Raw genomic sequence first — 18,518 nt, 5'->3', positions numbered from 1 at the left:
GGCAGCACGCCGATTTCTCCGGTCGTGGTGGGCAACACGACCATGTCCACCTCGCCCGAACGGGAGACCCCCGCGGGCGAAACAATCTCGAAATGGATTTTGGCCGCCACTTATTTGCGCACGGTCTCGATGCCGCCCTTCATGTAGAAGTTCTGCTCGGGCACGTCGTCGAGTTTACCCTCGAGGATTTCTTTGAAGCCGCGGACGGTCTCCTCCGTCTTGACGTATTCGCCCTTCGTTCCGGTGAAGACCTCGGCCACATGGAACGGCTGGCTGAGGAAGCGCTGGATCTTGCGGGCGCGATACACAGTCTGCTTGTCCTCGGGACTGAGTTCGTCCATGCCGAGAATGGCGATGATGTCCTGCAGGTCCTTGTAGCGCTGCAGCACGCGCTGGACGCCGCGGGCCACTTCGTAGTGCTCCTTGCCGACGATCTCGGGCGCAAGCGCCTTGGATGTCGAGGCGAGAGGATCGACCGCGGGATAAATGCCCAACTCGGCGATGGAACGCTCGAGCACGATGGTCGAGTCGAGGTGCGCAAAGGTCGTGGCCGGCGCGGGGTCGGTCAAGTCGTCCGCCGGAACATAAACGGCCTGCAGCGACGTGATCGAACCCTTCTTGGTCGAGGTGATGCGTTCCTGCAGGTTGCCCATCTCGGCGGCGAGCGTCGGCTGGTAACCCACGGCGGACGGCGTGCGTCCGAGCAAGGCGGACACTTCCGAACCGGCCTGCGAGAAGCGGAAAATGTTGTCGATGAACAGCAGAACGTCCTGGTTCTTCTCGTCGCGGAAATATTCGGCCATGGCCAAGGCGGTGAGCGCGACGCGGAGACGCGCGCCCGGGGGCTCGTTCATCTGGCCGTAAACAAGGGCAACCTTCGACTTGGACATGTCCTTCTTGTCGATGATGCCGGCCTCGCACATTTCATTGAAAAGGTCATTGCCCTCGCGCGTGCGCTCACCCACCCCGGCGAACACCGAGTAACCGCCGTGGCCTTTGGCGATGTTGTTGATGAGCTCCATGATGACGACCGTCTTGCCGACGCCGGCGCCGCCGAACGCGCCGCTCTTGCCGCCCTTGGTGAACGGGCAAATGAGGTCGATGACCTTGATGCCGGTCTCGAGGATCTGCGCCTGCGTGTCCTGCTCGACCAGGGCCGGGGCGTTGCGGTGGATGGGATATTTTTTCTCGGTCACGACCGGACCGGATTCGTCCACCGGGTCGCCGGAGACGTTGAAGATGCGACCGAGGACGGCGTCGCCCACCGGGACGGAAATCGGGGCGCCGGTGTCGCGCACCTCGCCGCCGCGGCGGAGCCCCTCGGTGCTGGACATGGCCACGGTGCGGACCCAGCCTTCGCCAAGATCCTGTTGCACTTCGAGGACTACCTTGGATTTGTCGCCGTTGACGTCGGCGGTGGTTTCCAGAGCGTCGTAGATTTTCGGGAGTTTGCCTGCGCTGAAATCGACGTCCACGACGGGGCCGATGACTTGCACGATTTTACCGGTATTGCTCATAACTTGGATTGGTTTAGCCCATGGCGATCTGTGCCGTGGAAATCTCGAGGATCTCCGTGGTGATCGCGGCCTGGCGGATTTTGTTGTATTCGAGGGTGAGGTCTTTGATGAGGGACTTGGCGTTGTCGGTGGCGTTCTTCATGGCCACCATGCGCGCGCTCTGCTCGGAAGCGCGGGCGTTGAGGATCATGGCGTAGAGTTCGTTGCCGACGTAGAACGGCAACAGCGCGTCGAGCACTTCCTGCGGTGAAGGCTCGAACTTGAAGGACGACATGGCGTCCTCCTCGGACGAGGCTTCCTCCACCGGCTTGCCGCCCATGTGGAAAGACGTGATGGGAAGGATCTCGTGCGCGGAAGGGATCTGCGTGAGCGTGTTGATGAAATCGGTGTAAAGGACGACGACTTTGTCGCACTCGCCGGCGAGGAATTTCTCGATGACAAACCGCGCCACCGGCTTGACCTCGGCGTATTCGGGCGTGTCGCGCATGGGAAAATCCGCCAGGAGCTGGCGCTTGCTGCGGGCAAGGAAGTCGGCCGCTTTTTTGCCCGTGGCGATGAAACTCGTCGTGGCGGGGTCGAACTGCTGCAATTCGCGGAACAGGTTCGTGTTGAGACCGCCGCAAAGACCCTTGTCCGTGGCAACGACATAGACCAGCGTGTGCTTGACCGGACGCGCCTGCAGCAGCGGATGAAGTTCGTCCTCGGTGTGCTTGCTCAGCGAAACAAGCACGCGGTTGAGCATCTGGGCGTAGGGACGGGCATCCAAGGCGCGCTGCTGCGCCTTGCGCATCTTCGCCGCGGCGATCATTTGCATCGCCTTGGTGATCTGCGCCGTGTTTCGGACCGATTTGATCCGGCGGCGGATTTCCCGTGTGTTGTTGCCCATGGCTTACTTGTAAAATTGGGAAAACTCGTCGAGCGCCGCCTTGAGTTCCGCGCCCAAGGATTCGTCGATCGCCTTCTTCTCGCGGATCTTGTCGAGGAGCGCGCCTTTGCGGGTCTCGAGGAATTCCTGAAGCTTCGCTTGGAAGTCCTTGATCTTCTCCACTTCGGCTTTGTCCATGTAGCCCTGCTGCATGGCGTAGAGCACGGCCGCCTGCATCTCGACCGGCAGCGGCTGGTATTGCTGCTGCTTGAAGAGTTCGACGATGCGGCGTCCGCGCTCGAGCAACGCTTTGGTTTTGTCGTCGAGGTCGGAACCGAACTGCGCGAAGGCGGCCATTTCGCGGAACTGCGCCAGCTCGCCCTTGATCTTGCCCGCGACTTGCTTCATCGCCTTGATCTGCGCGGCGGAACCGACGCGGCTGACCGAGAGACCCACGTTGATGGCGGGACGGATGCCCTGGTAGAAAAGGTCGCCTTCAAGGTAGATCTGCCCGTCGGTGATCGAAATGACGTTGGTCGGAATGTAGGCCGAAACGTCGCCGGCCTGCGTTTCGATGATCGGCAACGCAGTGAGCGATCCCCCGCCCGCCTGTTCGCTGAGGCGCGCCGCGCGCTCGAGCAGGCGCGAGTGGAGGTAGAACACGTCGCCGGGATAGGCTTCGCGTCCGGACGGACGCTTCAGCAGCAACGAAATCTGGCGGTAAGCCACGGCCTGCTTGGAAAGATCGTCATAAACGATCAACGCATCCATGCCGTTGTCCATGAACCATTCGCCGATGGACGCGCCGGCAAACGGCGCGAGATATTGGCTGGCCGCATCGTCCGAGGCCGAAGCCACAACGACAATCGTGTAAGGCATGGCGCCTTCCTTCTCGAGGGTGGAAATGACGCGCGCGATGTTGGCGTTTTTCTGCCCCACCGCGACGTAGATCGAGTAAAGGGGGCGGAAATCTTTGTCACCGGAGGCTTCGCCCTGTTTGTTGAGGCGAGCCTGACTGATGATAGTGTCGATCGCCACGGTTGTCTTGCCGGTGGCGCGGTCGCCGATGATCAGCTCGCGCTGACCGCGACCGATCGGGATCATTGCATCGATCGCCATGATGCCGGTCTGCACCGGCTGGGTCACGGGGCGGCGCTTGATGATGCCGGGGGCGATTTTTTCCAGCGGATAATACGCCGTCGCGGTGATCGGCCCTTTGCCGTCGATCGGTTCTCCGAGCGTGTTGACCACACGTCCGAGCAGGCCTTTGCCCACGGGAATGGAGAGAAGCCTTCCGGTCGTTTTGACCTCGTCACCCTCTTTGATGTGGCCGTAGTCGCCGAGGAGGATGACGCCGACTTCGTTTTCCTCGAGGTTGAGGGCGAGGCCGAAGACACCACCGGGAAATTCCACCATTTCGTTGAGCATGACGTTGCTCAAACCCTCGACACGGGCGATGCCGTCGCCGACTTCGCGGACCGTGCCGGTGTTGGTGCGGGCGGCGCCGGATTGGAGTCCGGCTATCTTTGCTTCGATTTCTTTGACAAGTGTGCTCATGGGCTTGGTTTTTTGAATTGGTTCAAACAGGCAGGGCTTCGAGGCGCGCGCGGACGCTGCCGTCCCACACGTCGCTGCCGACACGAACGCGCAGTCCGCCGATCAGCTCGGGGCGCACGACGGTGTCGAAGGTGAGGTCGTCGCCGTGTGTGCGCGAGAGATCGACGCGGAGTCGGTTCATTTCGGATTCGGCGAGCGGCGCCGCGCTCTCGATCACCGCATGGCGGCGATCGAGTTCAAGGCGCACAAGGCGCACGAAAGATTGCAGGATCGCGAGGTAGCCGCGCGGCTTGTCCGCCGCGAGCGCGTCGGTCACGGCGCGGACGCGCGAAGCGTCGAGCTTGCCGTTGACCAGGCAGCTGCGGAAAAGCGAACGGGCGTTTTTGCGGGCCTCGCGGGGTGATGTCATGCCGCGATCTCCTTGATTGTCTCGTCGTTGAGACGTTTCTGGTCGTCGGACGTGAGAATTTTGCCGGTGACTTTCGAGGTCGTGGCGGCGACGAGGCCGACCATGGCAGTTTTGACTTCGGCTTCCATCTTGCGGCGGTCCTGTTCGATGGATTCGTGGGCTTTCCGGATGACACCCTCGGCTTCGGCGATCGCTTCCTGCACGCGTTTTTCGCGAACGGCCTCGGCACTTGCGCGGGCCTCGTCGATGAGTGCTTTCGCTTCCGCGTCGGCCTTGGCCAGAACTTCGTTGTAGCGCTTCTGCGCGTCGGCCAGCTGCTGCTTGACCTTTTCCGCGTTGTCCTGCGCCTCGGCGATGCGGCGGCGACGCTCGGCCAGGACGTTCACGATCGGTCCGAACGCGTATTTGTTGAGCACCCAGTAAACAAAGACGAACAGAATGCACTGGGCGATGAACTTCGGCCACGTGACGCCGAAGTTGCTCAACAGGTCGGTGATAACATTCATTGTTTTTGGAAAAAGGGGTTGCGGCCGCCGCAGCGACCGCAACCGTTGAGACTTACTGGCCCGCGAAGGCGCGGATCAGGGCGTAAATGGCGATAGCTTCCGCCAACGCCATGCCGATGATGCCGAGGGTCATCACTTTGCCGAAGGCGCCGGGGTTGCGTCCGACGGCCTCGACAGCCTTGGCTCCGATCAGACCGATGCCAACGGCGGCGCCGGCCCCGGCTATGCCGAGGGTGAAACTACCCGTGATGCCGCCCGCGGTGGCGGCGGCTTCTGCGATGAGTGGGATGATCATGGTTTTGTCTTTTGTGTTTTGTTTGTTCCGAGCCGTCCACGCTCATGGCATGGTCCCGGCGGGAAATTTTCATGCGGCATGCGGCGCCCCGTGGGCTTCGCCATGGTGCTCCTCGCCGTGCTCATCCTCGTCGTGCGAGGTGGACAGCTGCACGTAAACCGCGCAAAGGAGGGTGAAGACCATGGCCTGCAGCAAGCCGACGAGCAGCTCGAGGAAATAAAAGGGGATCGGGATGATCACGCTCATGACATAAGCGACGATCGGCGGCATGCCCAACGTCTTGCCCAGCGTGAGCATGGTGGCCAGAAGGGTTTCGCCGGCGAAAACGTTGCCAAAAAGACGCAGCGAGAGGGAAACGGGGCGGAACGCGATCGACACGACCTCAATGACGCCGACCATGAAAAAAATCGGCGCCAGCGCAACGGCCATGACGCCTTTGAGGCCGCCTTTCACGCCGAACATGTGCTTGAGAAACCCGCCGACACCCATTTCCTGGATGGACCAGTAAAGCCAGAGCACCATGAAAATGAGGGCCATCGCGAGGGTCATGTTCAGGTCGGCCGTGGCCGGGCGCAGCAAAGGCTCCTTGACCTCGGACAAAGTCAGGAAACCCGTCTTGGTGCCGAAGCCGATCGAACCCACTCCGGGGAGCAGCCCAAACCAATTGGCCGTAAGGATGAAGATGAAGAGCGTGGCCAGGAGGGAGAAAACTTTGGAGACCATCTTGGGGCCGACAATTTCCTCCAGAGTGTCATAAAGCGTCTCCACAATCGCCTCGAAGGCATTCTGCGGGCCGTCCGGGATCAGTTTGACCTCTTTCGTTGCACGGCGCGCAAACCACAGGACGATGCCAACGACAATGAGAGCGACCAAGATCGAGTTTGTCAGCCAGTCGAGCCCGCCGAGAATTTCGAGCGGCAAGCTCTCCGCAGCCAAGGCGGCTGATGCGACGGGCAGAAAGGACAAAGTCATGGGCGTTAAAAAAGCCGCAAGCGCGAACTCGCGGCAGAACGCGTCTTATAAGCCAGGCTTATCCGTGAACTCAAGCCGGAAAAAATTTTGTGATTGATGACTGCAGGCGGCCAACCCCGGCGTTCTCAATAAAGCTCGACCGGCGAACGCTTTCCATCCTCGACACTTCTCTGGTGTGCCCTCTCCTCCCCGAGCGTGGCGACCCGCAGATCCCAAATATCGCGGTTGATTGCGTCGAACTCCGCCCGGGAAAAGGCTGTCGGCGGGGCCATCTTCGATTTGAACTCCGACACGCGCCGCAGTGCGGGTGCGAGCGCCGGGGCCGGTTGCCTTTCCAAGACCGCGCGGGCTTGGGCGAGCATGTCCACGCGGTGGCAGATCATGAGCAGGTCGTTCCCCGCGGCCAATCCCAGCGCGAGCATGTCGTCGAATGTCGTCGTGTTCAAAATCGCGCCCATGTCGAGGTCGTCGGTCATCACCAATCCGCGGAATCCCATCTCGCCGCGCAGCAGACCCTCGATCACCGCCGGCGACATCGACGCGGGCCGCAGCTCGCCGTCCAGGCACCCGTAGTGGATATGACCGATCATCATGCTGTCCACGAGAGGCGCGAAATGACGGAACACCGCCAGCTCATTGGCTTCCATCGCCGCGCGCTCGCGATCGATCATCGGGAACGAATGGTGCGGATCCTCCACCGCCATGGTGTAGCCGGGGAAATGTTTGCCGCAGCTTAGGACGCCGCCGCCGCGCAGTGCGTTGTTGAATTCCCCCGCCAGTGCGATCACCTGCCCTGCGGTCTTCCCGTAGCAACGGCCGCGCAGGGAGTTGTCCGCTTCGTCATCGAACGAGATGTCGAGCACCGGGCAAAGATCGAGGTTGAAACCGAACAAGCGCAGGAGTTTCGCCGTCAGCTCCCCGTGCCGCCTCACGAGCGCCGGGTCGCCCTTGTCCCGAAGTTGCCGCGCGTTGGGGGGCTCCTCGCCGATCAACCGCAACCGCGACACGCGGCCCCCTTCCTGGTCGATCGTGATCACCGGTTCGACCTCGGACAAATCCCGCAGGTCGTCGATCAGTTTGCGCAACTGCTCGGGCGATTTGATGTTGCGCCCGAAAAGGATGAAACCTCCGGGCTGCACGCGCCGCAGCATAGCCGCGGTTTCCGAATCCAATTCCGCACCCGGCACCCCGACCAGCAAAAGTTGTCCGACGTCGTTCGACATGCGCAGGTGAAAACCAGAATGCGCCCGCCAAGTCGATGGGAAAAAACTACGCCTGGCGGCGGCCGAACCTTCGACGGCGGCGGCGGAATGCCGGACGCCCGTCCAGGCGAGGCTCGGGCTTCGGGCGCCGGGTTTGCAAAGCTTCCTCCCCGTGTTTTGGAATGTTTTGCCCCTCGAGCTTGAGCCGCTCGATCTTCTGTCCGATGAACCTCTCGATCGCGGCGAGTTTCTTTATCTCGTCATGCGCCACAAGGGTGAACGCGTCGCCCGTCTGCCGGGCCCGACCCGTGCGCCCGATGCGGTGCACGTAATCCTCCGGGTGCTGCGGGATGTCGTAATTGATGACATGGCTCACGCCGGCCACGTCGATGCCGCGCGCCGCGATGTCCGTCGCCACCATAACCCCGTATCGGCCGGACTTGAATCCCTCGAGCGCCTCGATGCGCTGGTTCTGCGAACGGTTGGCATGAAGCACGGCTACCGAATAGTTGTTTGCCCGCAGACGCTTCGCGATGCGGTCCGCACCGTGCTTGGTGCGCGAAAAAACAAGGACGCTGGTGCAGTCTGTCGCCGCGAGAAGCGCGAGAAGCAGTCCGAACTTGCCGCCGTGGTCGGTGACATAGACGCCGTGCTTCACCATGGAGGCGACCGAGCGTGACGCGCCGATTTCGATGCGCACCGGGTCGCGCAAGGCCCACGCGGCCAGTTGCACGATTTCGGGAGGCAAAGTGGCCGAGAAAAAAAGCGTCTGTCGGCTCTCCGGACACTTGCCGATGATGCGCTTCATCGGCGGGAGGAATCCGACGTCGAGCATGCGGTCCACCTCGTCGAGAACGAGCACCTCGATGTCATCGAGCCGCACTGTCCCCTGCTGCAGATGGTCCTCCAGCCTTCCCGGGGTGGCCACCAGCACGTCGAGACCTTGGCGCAAGGCGGTGCGCTGCGCGCCGTAACCCACGCCGCCGAAGACCGAGCCGACTTTCAAATTTGTGAACCGCGCCAGATCGCGCATCGAGGTTTCGACCTGCATGGCAAGCTCGCGGGTCGGCTCGAGCACAAGGCAACGCAGGCTGCCGTGTGATTTCAGCTTTTGCAGTGCGGGAAGAGCGAACGCGGCAGTTTTACCCGTGCCGGTCTGGGCGGATGCTATGACATCCCGGCCTTCGAGGGCCGGAGGGATCGCCCGAAGCTGGATGGGGGTCGGTTCCCCGTAGCCCATCGCCCGGACGCCTTCGAGAAGTGGCTTGGACAATCCAAGCTTGGTAAAAGGCATGAGAAGCGCGGACAGTCGGGCCGCACGACGGTTTTGTCAATCCGCGTCCCGCGCGGGGCACGGACTGCGGTTGTGCTTTTCCACGCGCGTCCGCTTTCCTACCCTGCCCGCGTGCTGAAGCTCATCGTCCGGCGGCTGCCTGCGCTGCTTTTTGTCCTGTTTTGCGTCGTGACGCTCACTTTTTTCCTCATTCGTCTGGCGCCGGGAGGACCGTTCGATCGCGAGCGCAAGATTCCGCCGGCGATCGAGGCGCAATTGCTGGCCAAATACAAACTCGACGGCCCGCTCTGGACGCAGTTCACGGAATACATCGCGGACGTGGCGCGCGGCGACCTGAGGCTTTCCACCAAATACCGCAACCGCAGCGTGAACGAAATCCTCGGGCAGACGCTTCCGGTCACTTTTGCCCTGGGCGGCATCGCCTTCGTGCTGGCGACGACGTTCGGCATTTGGCTCGGCACATTCGCCGCCGTGCGCCGCGATACGCCGGCCGACCGGTTGGCGATGGCTGCGGCCCTGCTCGGGCTTTCGCTTCCGATGTTCGTGGCCGGACCGGTGCTTGTCCTGATCTTCGGCCTGTGGCTGCGCTGGCTGCCTGTCGGCGGATGGGGCGAGCCGGCGCAAATCGTTCTTCCCGCCATCACGCTCGCCCTGCCTTTCGCCGCGGTCGTCGCACGGCTCATGCGCACGAGCCTGCTCGAAGTGCTCAACCAGGACTTTGTCCGCACGGCGCGGGCCAAAGGTCTGCCGGACCGCACGGTCATCTACAAACACGCCCTGCGTGTGGCCATTCTGCCGGTGGTCACGTATCTCGGCCCCCTCGCCGCGCATCTGCTCACCGGCTCGATCGTGGTGGAGACCGTGTTCAACATTCCCGGGGCGGGCGGCTTTTTCGTGCATTCGATCCTCAACCGCGACGGATTCCTCCTCGGCGGCGTGGTGATCGTTTATTGCTCCCTGCTCATCGTCTTCAATCTGCTGGTCGATGCCAGCTACGCGCTGCTCGACCGGCGCATCCGCGTCGATGCTTGAGCCGGGCGCCGCGACCAAAATCCTGCGTCGCCCTGCCGCGCGGATTTCCCTTGGGATCCTCGTTGTCGTTGCAATGGCGGCAGCGGTCGGGCCGGAGCTTTTCCCGGACAGCTACCGGGAGCCGGGGCCGTTGCAATACGCACCGCCCTCGTGGGCGCATCCGTTCGGCACGGATCTCAACGGACGCGATTTGTTCTACCGCGTTTTGCTCGGGGCGCGCATCTCGCTGGTCGTCGGTCTGGCCGGCGCGGCGGTGAGCCTGTTCCTCGGCACGGCCTACGGTTTGATCGCGGGGTATGCGGGAGGCAAAACGGACAGCGTGATGATGCGCCTTGTGGACATCATGTATTCGGTGCCGCGGCTCATCTTCATCCTCATTTTCATCAATGCCTTCGACGGCCACCTTCGCAACTTCGCCTCGCGCATGGATTGGCCGTGGCTGGTGAGCTACTCGCGCATCGTCATCCTCGTGGCCACGCTCGGGCTCATCGAATGGCTCACCATGGCGCGCATCGTGCGCGGGCAGGTGCTATCGCTCAAAGAGCGGCCGTTCGTCCACGCCGCGCGCGTGCTCGGTCAGTCCCACGCGATGATCATTCTGCGCCATCTGCTCCCGAACATCCTGCCGATCATCATCGTTTATCTCACGCTCACCGTCCCCGCGGTAATCTTGGACGAATCGTTCCTCAGCTTCCTCGGCTTGGGGATCCAGCCGCCGCAGGCGAGCTGGGGATCGCTGCTCAGCGAGGGCGCGCAGGCGATCAATCCGCTCAAAGTCTATTGGTGGCTGATCTTTTTCCCCGCGGCGACGATGTCCGCCACCTTGCTTGCGCTCAACTATCTTGGCGACCGCCTCCGCGACACGCTCGACCCGCGCCGGTAACGCACGACCAACGCCGAGGCGAGAAGGACGGCAGCCGCGGCCCAAGTTCCCGGCTCGGGCACGGCGGTGTTGAACACGAGCTGCAGGTTGTTGCCATCAACCCGCAAGCTGAAGCCGCCGCCGAGCAGACCGTTGGAAAATCCCGCGGTGCCGTTCGCGGCGCCGGTGTTGATGTTGAAGTAAGAGGCATCGAAGCCGGTGACACCCATGGTTGTTGCAACGATGGTCCACGCGTAGTTGCGCGAATAATCGAAATTGTCGGCATCACCACTGACGTCCGGCCCGGTATCCGAGAGCGACCAAAGATTGATGTTAAAACGGCTGCCGAGGGTCAGCGCACTCAAGTCAAGGACGCCGCTGACGTTGTAAAGATCCCATCCGACAGGCTGCCCCGCGGCGCCAAGAACGTCGTGGATCTGCCAGTTGTAATTGCCCCCGCCGAGCCACGCAAAATTTCCATCGATGGTCATTGTCCCCGGCGAGTTTCCCGGACTTCCGGTCCCGCCGGCGAGGATGACCGTATTTCCGACCGTTCCCGAACCCGACAGCACGCCACCGGCTTGGACGGATGTCAGGGTGCTCGAGGAAATGTCCCCCGAGACCACCAGGTTGCCTTCGGCCACGGTTGTGATGCCCGTGTAGCTGTGGATGCCCGCGCCGATCACCAATTTGCTCGTGGCGCTATCCTGCGTCACACCGGTGACATTCGCGCCGATGAGCCCGGAGACCGTATTGGTCGCGGTGCCGGATCCGTTGTTCACGATACTCCCGAGCTGATTGAGCGGCCCCGATATGACGATCGATCCGCCGGATTCTGCTTTGATAGAAACGTCACCCGTTCCCGACACCGCGCTGCCCACTTGAAGATTATAGGCTGATGAATTTTGCCAGCTTTGATCGCCCGACAACACAAGCGATACCGATGATTGCAATGCCGAATTGCCACTGATCCCGGCAGCCGCCGTAATCCCGCCGGTTTGCAGATAAATGGAGCCGCTGTTCGTGCCGGCCAAACTCACCATACCGTCCTGCAGGACCAGGCCGCGCGCCAACTGCGAGCCCGAGACAGTCACGGTTGCCGAATTGTTGGTTCCCGAGGAAATTACCAGCTGATCGAGTCCCTTGGTTATGGATTCCGCCGTGCCACTGATGCCCGGAGGCGAGGTATTCCAATTGGCTGCGAGCCCGTTCCACAGACCTGCATTGGTCGATCCCGCATTCCAGTAAAGTGTGTCATACGGCGCAGCAATCCAAGACAGCCCGTAAGACTCGGATGTGACACCCGGGGTCTGGTCGAAAACCATTCCGTCAAACGTGACACGCAATCCGTAGGTTTTGCCGCCCGACAGATCGAGGCGCAGATACTCCGAATTGTTGTAGAGGGTCGCCGATCTCCCGACCAGCGCGCTCAAAGAACCCCCGGACACCTCCCAGACTTCAAGATTGAGGTCGGCAAAGCTGAGATTGCCGCCGAGGTTTGTGTCCATATCGAACGCACGACCGGCAAACCAATTAAGCGAGACGGTCAACTCGACATCCTGCGAAAAAGCCGCACCAAACTGGTAGTCGTTCGTTCCATGAAGGCCGACCGAGCCGAAATCCCATCCAGCGTCGGCAATCACTCCGCCACCCGATCCGCCGATATCCCGCGTGCCGAAGAAATAGGCATCGGACGAACGCCCGAGATCGAGGCTCCCCGCACCCGTCGCCGGATCGAGACCCATGGCGGTTGACATGGCGCCGTTTGTCCCGCGCGACTGCGCGTTGTTCCAGCCGACGGTCTCGATCGCCCCGGCCATGACCACGGATTTCACCACCCGCGAATCCTGCGCGTTGGTGATGCCAACGAGGTTCACCATCGCATCGCGATTCGCCACGTCTTTGAGAACCGCGATACCGCCTGCGACCACCGGTGCGGCAAAGCTCGTGCCGTCCATGTTGTAAAAATAAAGATTCGTCGGCGGCGGTTGCTGCACCAGAGACGGCGCCCCCGCTCCGATTCCGCCCGAGTCTCCGAGATACGCGGCAAGGTAAAGAACTTCGCCCGGGGCGGAGACATCCACTCCGACGCGCGCGTCCACGACCGTCAGGCCCGTGACCGGATTGTAGAAATCGTCAAGCCCGCGCGAACTGAATGCCGAAGGCACGAGAAAATTCGGGCTGCCAACCGAGCCAACGCCGATGTTGTTGAACCCGGATGCCGGCCAACCGACGGGTGACACGTCCGAATTCCCCGCGGAGACAACAAAGCTCGTGTTCGGGTTTTGCGCCGCAAGGCCGTCCAATGCGAGGGCTTCGAGGGATTCCGCCGAGGGATCATATCCGCCCCAACTGCTGTTGATGACGTCTGCCCGCACGGAACCACCGGTTCCGGTGAAAAGAGCTTTGTAAGCGGTGACTACCGACCCGTAGCTGGTTTCGAATGATCCCACATTGTTCGTGGAAAAATCCGTGGCAATGCCCGCCGAGACAACCGACGCCTGCGGAGCCATGCCGAGGCCGGTAAAGGTGTAGCCGCTGCCATTGTAGCCGCTTCCCGCAAGAACGTGCCCGACCATGGTCGCGTGGAAGTCGTATTCGTTGAGCGCATTCGTGTTTTGGAATGCGGCAAAGCCGTTGGTCGAACCGGGCGGGCGGATGAAGACCTCGTGCCCGGGCCAGATCAAACCGGCCTCGATGTTGGCGATTACGGTGCTCGACCCGAAAAATCCGGCGTTCGCGAATGGACGCCAACCGACCACATCGTTGGCGAAAACAACCCACTCCGCTTGGCCACCGACGATCGGCGCGGCATAGAAGGCATTAGTCGCCGGCTGCGAGCGACCGGGCGCAACGGGAACAACCGTAATAAGAAGCGCCGCAAGCCAACGTCGGGGCGCATGGAACATGCGCCCAAATAAAGATGCAGAAAGTCCGCCGGTCAAGGGAGCGTCCCGCAGCACCCGGCGCAAGACGTCTATCCCAACAGGGCGCGCGATTCGCGCACGGCAGCGGCAATGTCGTCCGCCTGCAACCAACCCGAAACAATGACCACGCGTTGCGCGCCGGCGGCGGCTACGTCCCCCAAGTTCGACAACTTGATGCCCCCGATACAGAAGACGGGAATCGAGACTTTTTCGTGCGTCGCGGCAATTTCGCCAAGACCGATGGCCGGACGTCCGGGTTTGGTCGGCGTTGCGAAAAGCGGGCCGAACCCGATGTAGTCGGCACCCTCGCCCGCAGCGGCACAAGCTTGGGTGATGCTGTGGGTCGATTTTCCCACAATCACCGGTCGACCTGCGGCTGCACGGGCGTCCTCCACCGCCATGTCATCCTGTCCGACATGCACACCCTCGGCCGGCACTTCGCGCAGCAACTCCGGATAGTCGTTGATGATTAGCGGAACGCCTGCCGCGGCCGTGATGCGATGAATGGCGACCGCCAGGCGCGCCACCTCGCCTACCGCGAGTTCTTTCGCTCGCAACTGAAGGACATCGACACCGCCGACGATGAGCTTCTCCGCGACTACGGCAGCTTGGTCTGCGGCAACATATCCCAGATCGACGATCCCGTAGAGACGGGCCGCGGCCAGCGGTTTCACTTTTTGCGCTTGGACCGCTGGGCCAGCATTTTTTCAACGAAGCCCGTGTCGTATTTTCCGGCGATGAAATCCTTGTGCCGCATGATCTCCTGCTGGAATGGAATCGTGGTCTTGATGCCGGTGATCATGTATTCGCCCAAGGCGCGCTCCATGCGCGAGATGGCCTGGTCGCGGGTCGAGGCATGGACGATAAGCTTGGCGATCATGGAATCGTAGTTGGGCGGTATGGGGTAACCCGCGTAGGCGTGCGAGTCGATGCGCACACCCCGTCCGCCCGGCGCGTAGTAGAGTTCGATCGTTCCGGGCGAAGGCATGAAATTATTCTCCGGGTCTTCGGCGTTGATGCGGCATTCGATGGAATGGTGGCGCGGCGTGGCATGCAGCACGTGATGCGATAGGGGATCGCCGGACGCGATCTGCAGTTGCTGCTTCACCAAGTCCACGCCGTAAACCTCCTCGGTGATCGGGTGCTCGACCTGGATGCGCGTGTTCATCTCCATGAAATAGAAGTTCCCTTCGTCATCTACGAGGTATTCGATCGTCCCGGCGTTTTCGTAGCCGACGGCCTCGACGAGACGCAACGAGGCGTCACCCATCTTTTTGCGCAGCTCTTTGGTCATGAGCGGCGACGGGCACTCCTCGATGATCTTCTGGTTTCGGCGCTGCACGGAGCAATCGCGTTCGCCGAGATGCACGGCATTGCCCTTGCCGTCGGCGACCACTTGGAATTCGATGTGGTGCGGGTTCTGGACGAATTTCTCGATGTAAACCGCCGGGTTGCCGAAGGCCTTCTCCGCCTCGGTGCGCGCGCTGTGGTAGCCCTTGACCAGCGTGACTTCGTTGTGGGCCACGCGCATGCCGCGACCGCCACCGCCGGCCACCGCCTTGATCATCACCGGAAAACCGATCTTTCGCGCCACGCGCAGGGCCTCGCCCTCGCTTTCGATGATCCCATCGCTGCCGGGCGTGACCGGCACGCCGGCTTTGACCGCCTGCTGGCGCGCCATGTTTTTGTCGCCCATGAGCCGGATCGCCTCGGGCGACGGCCCGACAAACTTGATATTGCAGCTGGCGCAAACCTCGGCGAAATGCGCGTTTTCCGCGAGGAAACCGTAGCCCGGGTGGATGGCATCGGCGTCGGCGATCTCGGCCGCGCTGATGATGCGGTCGATTTTGAGGTAGCTCTGATGGCTGGGCGCGGGACCGATGCAGACCGCCTCGTCCGCGAGCTGCACATGCAGCGACTGGACGTCAGCCTCGGAATAAACCGCAATGCTGCGGATGCCCAATTCTTTGCATGCACGAATGATGCGAAGCGCGATTTCGCCGCGGTTCGCGATGAGGAGACGCTTGATCATTGCAGGACGGACCGGCGCAAGGGGCCGGTTATTTGAGGCGGAACAACGCCTGGCCGAACTGCACCGGTTGTCCGTTCTCGGCCGCGACTTCGGTAATGACCCCGGCCTGCTCGGCCTTGATCTCGTTCATCACTTTCATGGCCTCGATGATGCAGACCACGGTGTCGGGAGTGACTTCCTGGCCGACCGTGACGAACGGGGGCGACTCCGGCGAAGGCGCAAGGTAGAAGGTGCCGACCATGGGCGAGACAATCTCTTTGCCGGCCGGCGCGGATTTCGTTTCCGCCGCAGGCGCGGACGAACCCGGCGCGGAGGCTGCTGCGGGGACAGCGACCGGAGCGGCCGCGTAGGCAACGCCAGGGGCGAAGCCGGACTCCTTGGCCAGCGAGATACGGAATCCGTCCTTTTCCATCTCGAAGGCCGTGAGGCCGTTTTTGTTCATCAGATCGATGAGTGTCTTGATTTCTTTGATATCCACGATGGGCTCCTTCCTTTTCATGGGATTTGGGAGGATGGGTCCGCGCCGTTTTCGAGTCAAGACCTCGGCGCCGCGGGTTGCTGCTGGCTCAGGCAATGCACGGTGCCGAGACCGACGATGATATCCCGGCAATCCACGGGGACGACTTTGCGTCCGGGAAAAACCGGGGCAAGAATCGCGGCCGCCTCGTCATCACGCGGATCGCGGAAAGACGGCATGAGCACGCCGCCGTTGAGCACGAGGAAATTCGCGTAGCTGGCCGGCAGGCGCTGCCCCTCGTAGTCGAGCCGGTTGGCCGGCATCGGCAGCGTGACGATTTCCAGCGGATCGCCATCCTCGTCGCGCAACTGCCGCAGCGCGCGCAGGTTTTCGCCGAGAATCTCATGATTGGCATCGGCGGGGTTGTCCTCGACCACGGTGACAACGCGCGACTTGCCGGCGAATCGCGTGAGGTCGTCGATGTGTCCGTCCGTGTCGTCGCCCTCGATGCCGTCTCCGAGCCAGAGGATGTTGCGGACGCCGAGCCACCCGCGCAGGTTGTCTTCGACCTGCTGCGGCGTCATGGAAGGATTGCGGTTCGGATTGAGCAGGCAACTGCGCGTGGTCAGCAACGAACCCGAGCCATTGACCTCGATCGAACCGCCCTCCAGCACCATCGGGTTGGTGAAACAGCGCAGGCCTAGAAGGCGCGCGACCGAAGAGGGCACCTTGCGATCGCGCTCCGTCCCGCCGTATTTCCCGCCCCAGGCGTTGAAATCGAAATCCGCCACCGCGACCTCGCCCGTCGCATCGTTGACGAGAAAAATCGGACCATGGTCGCGGCACCACGGCTCGTCGGTCGGGATACGGAAATACTCCACCCGGTCGTTCGGCCCGACATTCCGGCGCGCGATGGCCTCCTCGCCGTCATCGCGCACATTGACCCGCACCGGTTCGAACTCCGCCGCGGCGCGGATCAGCGCGCCCATCGCCGCGGGGATCGGTGCGTAGGCGCCCGGAAAACTGATTCCGTCCGGGCGCGGCCAGGAAAACCACACGGCTTCTTGCGGCTCCCACTCCGCGGGCATGCGGAATCCCTCTTCGGCTGGCATCGGCATGGCCGCTACTTTTCCGACCGCGCGGCAAAAAGCAAGCCGCGCTGGAAATGACCGCTCGTCATCCGTATGTTTGCGGCCGCGATGCCCAAGGTGTTCCTCAAGACTTACGGATGCCAGATGAACGAGCGCGACTCGGAGCAGGTCGCGCAGATGCTCGTGGCGCGCGGATACGAGGTCACCGATGATGCGAGCGACGCCGACGTCGTGCTGCTCAACACCTGCAGCGTGCGCGACATGGCCGAGCAGAAAGCGCTCGGCAAGATGGGAACGTTGCGCCGCCTGCAGAAAAAGCGCCCGCACACGGTCTTCGGGTTTCTCGGCTGCATGGCCCAGAGCCGCGGCTCGTCTTTGCTTTCCGAAATCCCCCACCTCGACCTTGTCGTCGGCACGCAGAAATTCCACCGCGTGGCCGACCATGTGGACGCGATCCTGCGCCGCAAGATGGCGCATGACAGCGCGATCGACGACCCGCGCTTTTCCATCGTCGATACGGACGAGGAGGCAGGCTCGCAGGAAACGATCCGGGATCATGCGTCCGTCCCGGCCAGCGCTTTTGTTTCCATCATGCAGGGCTGCAACATGCGCTGCACATTCTGCATCGTGCCCGACACCCGCGGGGCCGAGCGGAGCCGGCGGATTGGAAGCATCGTCGGCGAAGTGCGCGAAATCGCGGGGCGCGGATGCAAGGAAGTCACTCTGCTGGGACAGATCGTGAATCTTTACGGACGCCACGAATTCCCGAAGGTCGGCGGGCACAGCCCGTTCGTCCAGTTGCTGGAGGCGGTGCACGAGGTGGAGGGGCTCGAGCGTCTGCGCTTCACCTCCCCCCACCCAATCGGATTCCGCGAAGACCTCATCGAGTGTTTCGCGCGTCTGCCCAAGCTCGCGGAGCACGTGCATCTGCCGTTGCAATCGGGTTCGGACAGGATCCTCAAAGCCATGCACCGCGGTTACACGGCGGACAAGTTCCGTGCGCTCGTGGGCAAACTCCGCGCCGCCCGCCCGGATATCGCGATCACCACGGACATCATCGTGGGCTTTCCCGGCGAGACCGACGAGGACTACTCGGCCACGCGCACGCTCGCGGACGAGATTTCCTTCGATAATGCTTTTGTCTTCCGCTACTCGCCGCGCAAAGACACGCCGGCCGCAACAATGCATGCACAGGTGCCGGAGGAGGTCAGGGAGGAGAGGAACCAAGATCTGCTTTCCGTAGTGAACCGTCACGCGCAGCAGAAGTTGCAGGACATGGTCGGGCGCACCGTCGAGGTGCTGTGCACCGGCTCCAGCCGCCACAACGATGCACGCCTCACCGGACGCACGCGGGGGAACAAGATCGCCGTTTTCGAAGGACCGGACCGCCTGGCAGGAGAGTTGGTCGATATCGACATCACCGAGACCGCGGGTTTCACCCTTTACGCGGCCAACCCGCGACCCGCGGAGCGCGGGCACGTCGCGCTGATCGCCTGAGCC

General features: G+C 62.3%; 18 protein-coding genes. 3 read left to right on the top strand and 15 right to left on the bottom strand.

What is annotated here, in order from left to right:
• The 10 genes from atpC to FGM15_02120 form a co-directional block, all read right to left on the bottom strand.
• A partial coding sequence (gene atpC / locus FGM15_02165; GenBank protein MBU3664672.1) for a F0F1 ATP synthase subunit epsilon occupies positions 1–110 on the bottom strand: 110 nt, incomplete at its 3' end.
• On the bottom strand, positions 111–1,517 hold the full coding sequence (gene atpD, locus FGM15_02160; protein ID MBU3664671.1) for a F0F1 ATP synthase subunit beta: 1,407 nt from the start codon (positions 1,515–1,517) through the stop codon (positions 111–113).
• A 13-nt stretch (positions 1,518–1,530) separates the two neighbouring features.
• Positions 1,531–2,403 carry an ATP synthase F1 subunit gamma gene (gene atpG / locus FGM15_02155; GenBank protein ID MBU3664670.1) on the bottom strand — a complete coding sequence of 291 codons (873 nt, stop codon included), beginning with the start codon at positions 2,401–2,403 and terminating at the stop codon, positions 1,531–1,533.
• 3 nt (positions 2,404–2,406) lie between these two features.
• Positions 2,407–3,939 carry a F0F1 ATP synthase subunit alpha gene (locus FGM15_02150; GenBank protein MBU3664669.1) on the bottom strand — a complete coding sequence of 511 codons (1,533 nt, stop codon included), beginning with the start codon at positions 3,937–3,939 and terminating at the stop codon, positions 2,407–2,409.
• Between the two features lie 22 nt (positions 3,940–3,961).
• Positions 3,962–4,348, bottom strand: coding sequence for a F0F1 ATP synthase subunit delta (locus FGM15_02145; GenBank protein ID MBU3664668.1), 387 nt, complete (start codon positions 4,346–4,348; stop codon positions 3,962–3,964).
• A complete protein-coding gene (gene atpF / locus FGM15_02140; protein ID MBU3664667.1) occupies positions 4,345–4,854 on the bottom strand; it encodes a F0F1 ATP synthase subunit B in 510 nt (169 codons plus the stop codon). Before atpF ends, FGM15_02145 begins: the two co-directional genes overlap by 4 nt.
• A gap of 52 nt (positions 4,855–4,906) precedes the next feature.
• Positions 4,907–5,149, bottom strand: coding sequence for an ATP synthase F0 subunit C (locus tag FGM15_02135; protein MBU3664666.1), 243 nt, complete (start codon positions 5,147–5,149; stop codon positions 4,907–4,909).
• A 69-nt stretch (positions 5,150–5,218) separates the two neighbouring features.
• Positions 5,219–6,121: a F0F1 ATP synthase subunit A gene (gene atpB, locus FGM15_02130; GenBank protein MBU3664665.1), complete on the bottom strand. Its 903-nt coding sequence runs from the start codon at positions 6,119–6,121 to the stop codon at positions 5,219–5,221.
• 125 nt (positions 6,122–6,246) lie between these two features.
• Complete coding sequence (locus tag FGM15_02125; protein ID MBU3664664.1) at positions 6,247–7,344, bottom strand: glycoside hydrolase family 3 protein; 1,098 nt, start codon at positions 7,342–7,344, stop codon at positions 6,247–6,249.
• A gap of 46 nt (positions 7,345–7,390) precedes the next feature.
• Positions 7,391–8,617 carry a DEAD/DEAH box helicase gene (locus tag FGM15_02120; GenBank protein MBU3664663.1) on the bottom strand — a complete coding sequence of 409 codons (1,227 nt, stop codon included), beginning with the start codon at positions 8,615–8,617 and terminating at the stop codon, positions 7,391–7,393.
• Between the two features lie 111 nt (positions 8,618–8,728).
• Between FGM15_02120 and FGM15_02115 the strand changes: the two genes are divergently transcribed.
• Both FGM15_02115 and FGM15_02110 read left to right on the top strand, forming a co-directional pair.
• Positions 8,729–9,649, top strand: a complete 921-nt coding sequence (locus tag FGM15_02115; GenBank protein ID MBU3664662.1) for an ABC transporter permease — start codon at positions 8,729–8,731, stop codon at positions 9,647–9,649.
• Positions 9,642–10,532: an ABC transporter permease gene (locus FGM15_02110; GenBank protein ID MBU3664661.1), complete on the top strand. Its 891-nt coding sequence runs from the start codon at positions 9,642–9,644 to the stop codon at positions 10,530–10,532. Before FGM15_02115 ends, FGM15_02110 begins: the two co-directional genes overlap by 8 nt.
• Here FGM15_02110 and FGM15_02105 read toward each other — a convergent pair.
• From FGM15_02105 to FGM15_02085, 5 genes are all read right to left on the bottom strand, one after another.
• Complete coding sequence (locus tag FGM15_02105; GenBank protein MBU3664660.1) at positions 10,487–13,420, bottom strand: hypothetical protein; 2,934 nt, start codon at positions 13,418–13,420, stop codon at positions 10,487–10,489. The genes FGM15_02110 and FGM15_02105 overlap by 46 nt on opposite strands.
• Positions 13,421–13,488: 68 nt before the next feature.
• Positions 13,489–14,112, bottom strand: coding sequence for a thiamine phosphate synthase (gene thiE / locus FGM15_02100; protein MBU3664659.1), 624 nt, complete (start codon positions 14,110–14,112; stop codon positions 13,489–13,491).
• The gene (accC, locus tag FGM15_02095; GenBank protein MBU3664658.1) at positions 14,109–15,470 is read right to left on the bottom strand and encodes an acetyl-CoA carboxylase biotin carboxylase subunit; all 1,362 of its coding nucleotides are present in this window, start codon (positions 15,468–15,470) and stop codon (positions 14,109–14,111) included. Before accC ends, thiE begins: the two co-directional genes overlap by 4 nt.
• 28 nt (positions 15,471–15,498) lie before the next feature.
• Positions 15,499–15,948 carry an acetyl-CoA carboxylase biotin carboxyl carrier protein gene (gene accB, locus FGM15_02090; protein MBU3664657.1) on the bottom strand — a complete coding sequence of 150 codons (450 nt, stop codon included), beginning with the start codon at positions 15,946–15,948 and terminating at the stop codon, positions 15,499–15,501.
• 56 nt (positions 15,949–16,004) lie between these two features.
• Positions 16,005–17,015: an agmatine deiminase family protein gene (locus FGM15_02085; protein MBU3664656.1), complete on the bottom strand. Its 1,011-nt coding sequence runs from the start codon at positions 17,013–17,015 to the stop codon at positions 16,005–16,007.
• Positions 17,016–17,126: 111 nt separating this feature from the next.
• Between FGM15_02085 and miaB the strand changes: the two genes are divergently transcribed.
• A complete protein-coding gene (miaB, locus tag FGM15_02080; protein MBU3664655.1) occupies positions 17,127–18,515 on the top strand; it encodes a tRNA (N6-isopentenyl adenosine(37)-C2)-methylthiotransferase MiaB in 1,389 nt (462 codons plus the stop codon).
• Positions 18,516–18,518: the final 3 nt, after the last annotated feature.

Source organism: Chthoniobacterales bacterium (assembly GCA_018883245.1).
Classification (GTDB): Bacteria; Verrucomicrobiota; Verrucomicrobiia; order Chthoniobacterales; family JACTMZ01; genus JACTMZ01.
The sequence above is the reverse complement of the archived record's forward strand: the minus strand, read 5'-3'. Positions and strand labels throughout refer to the sequence as shown.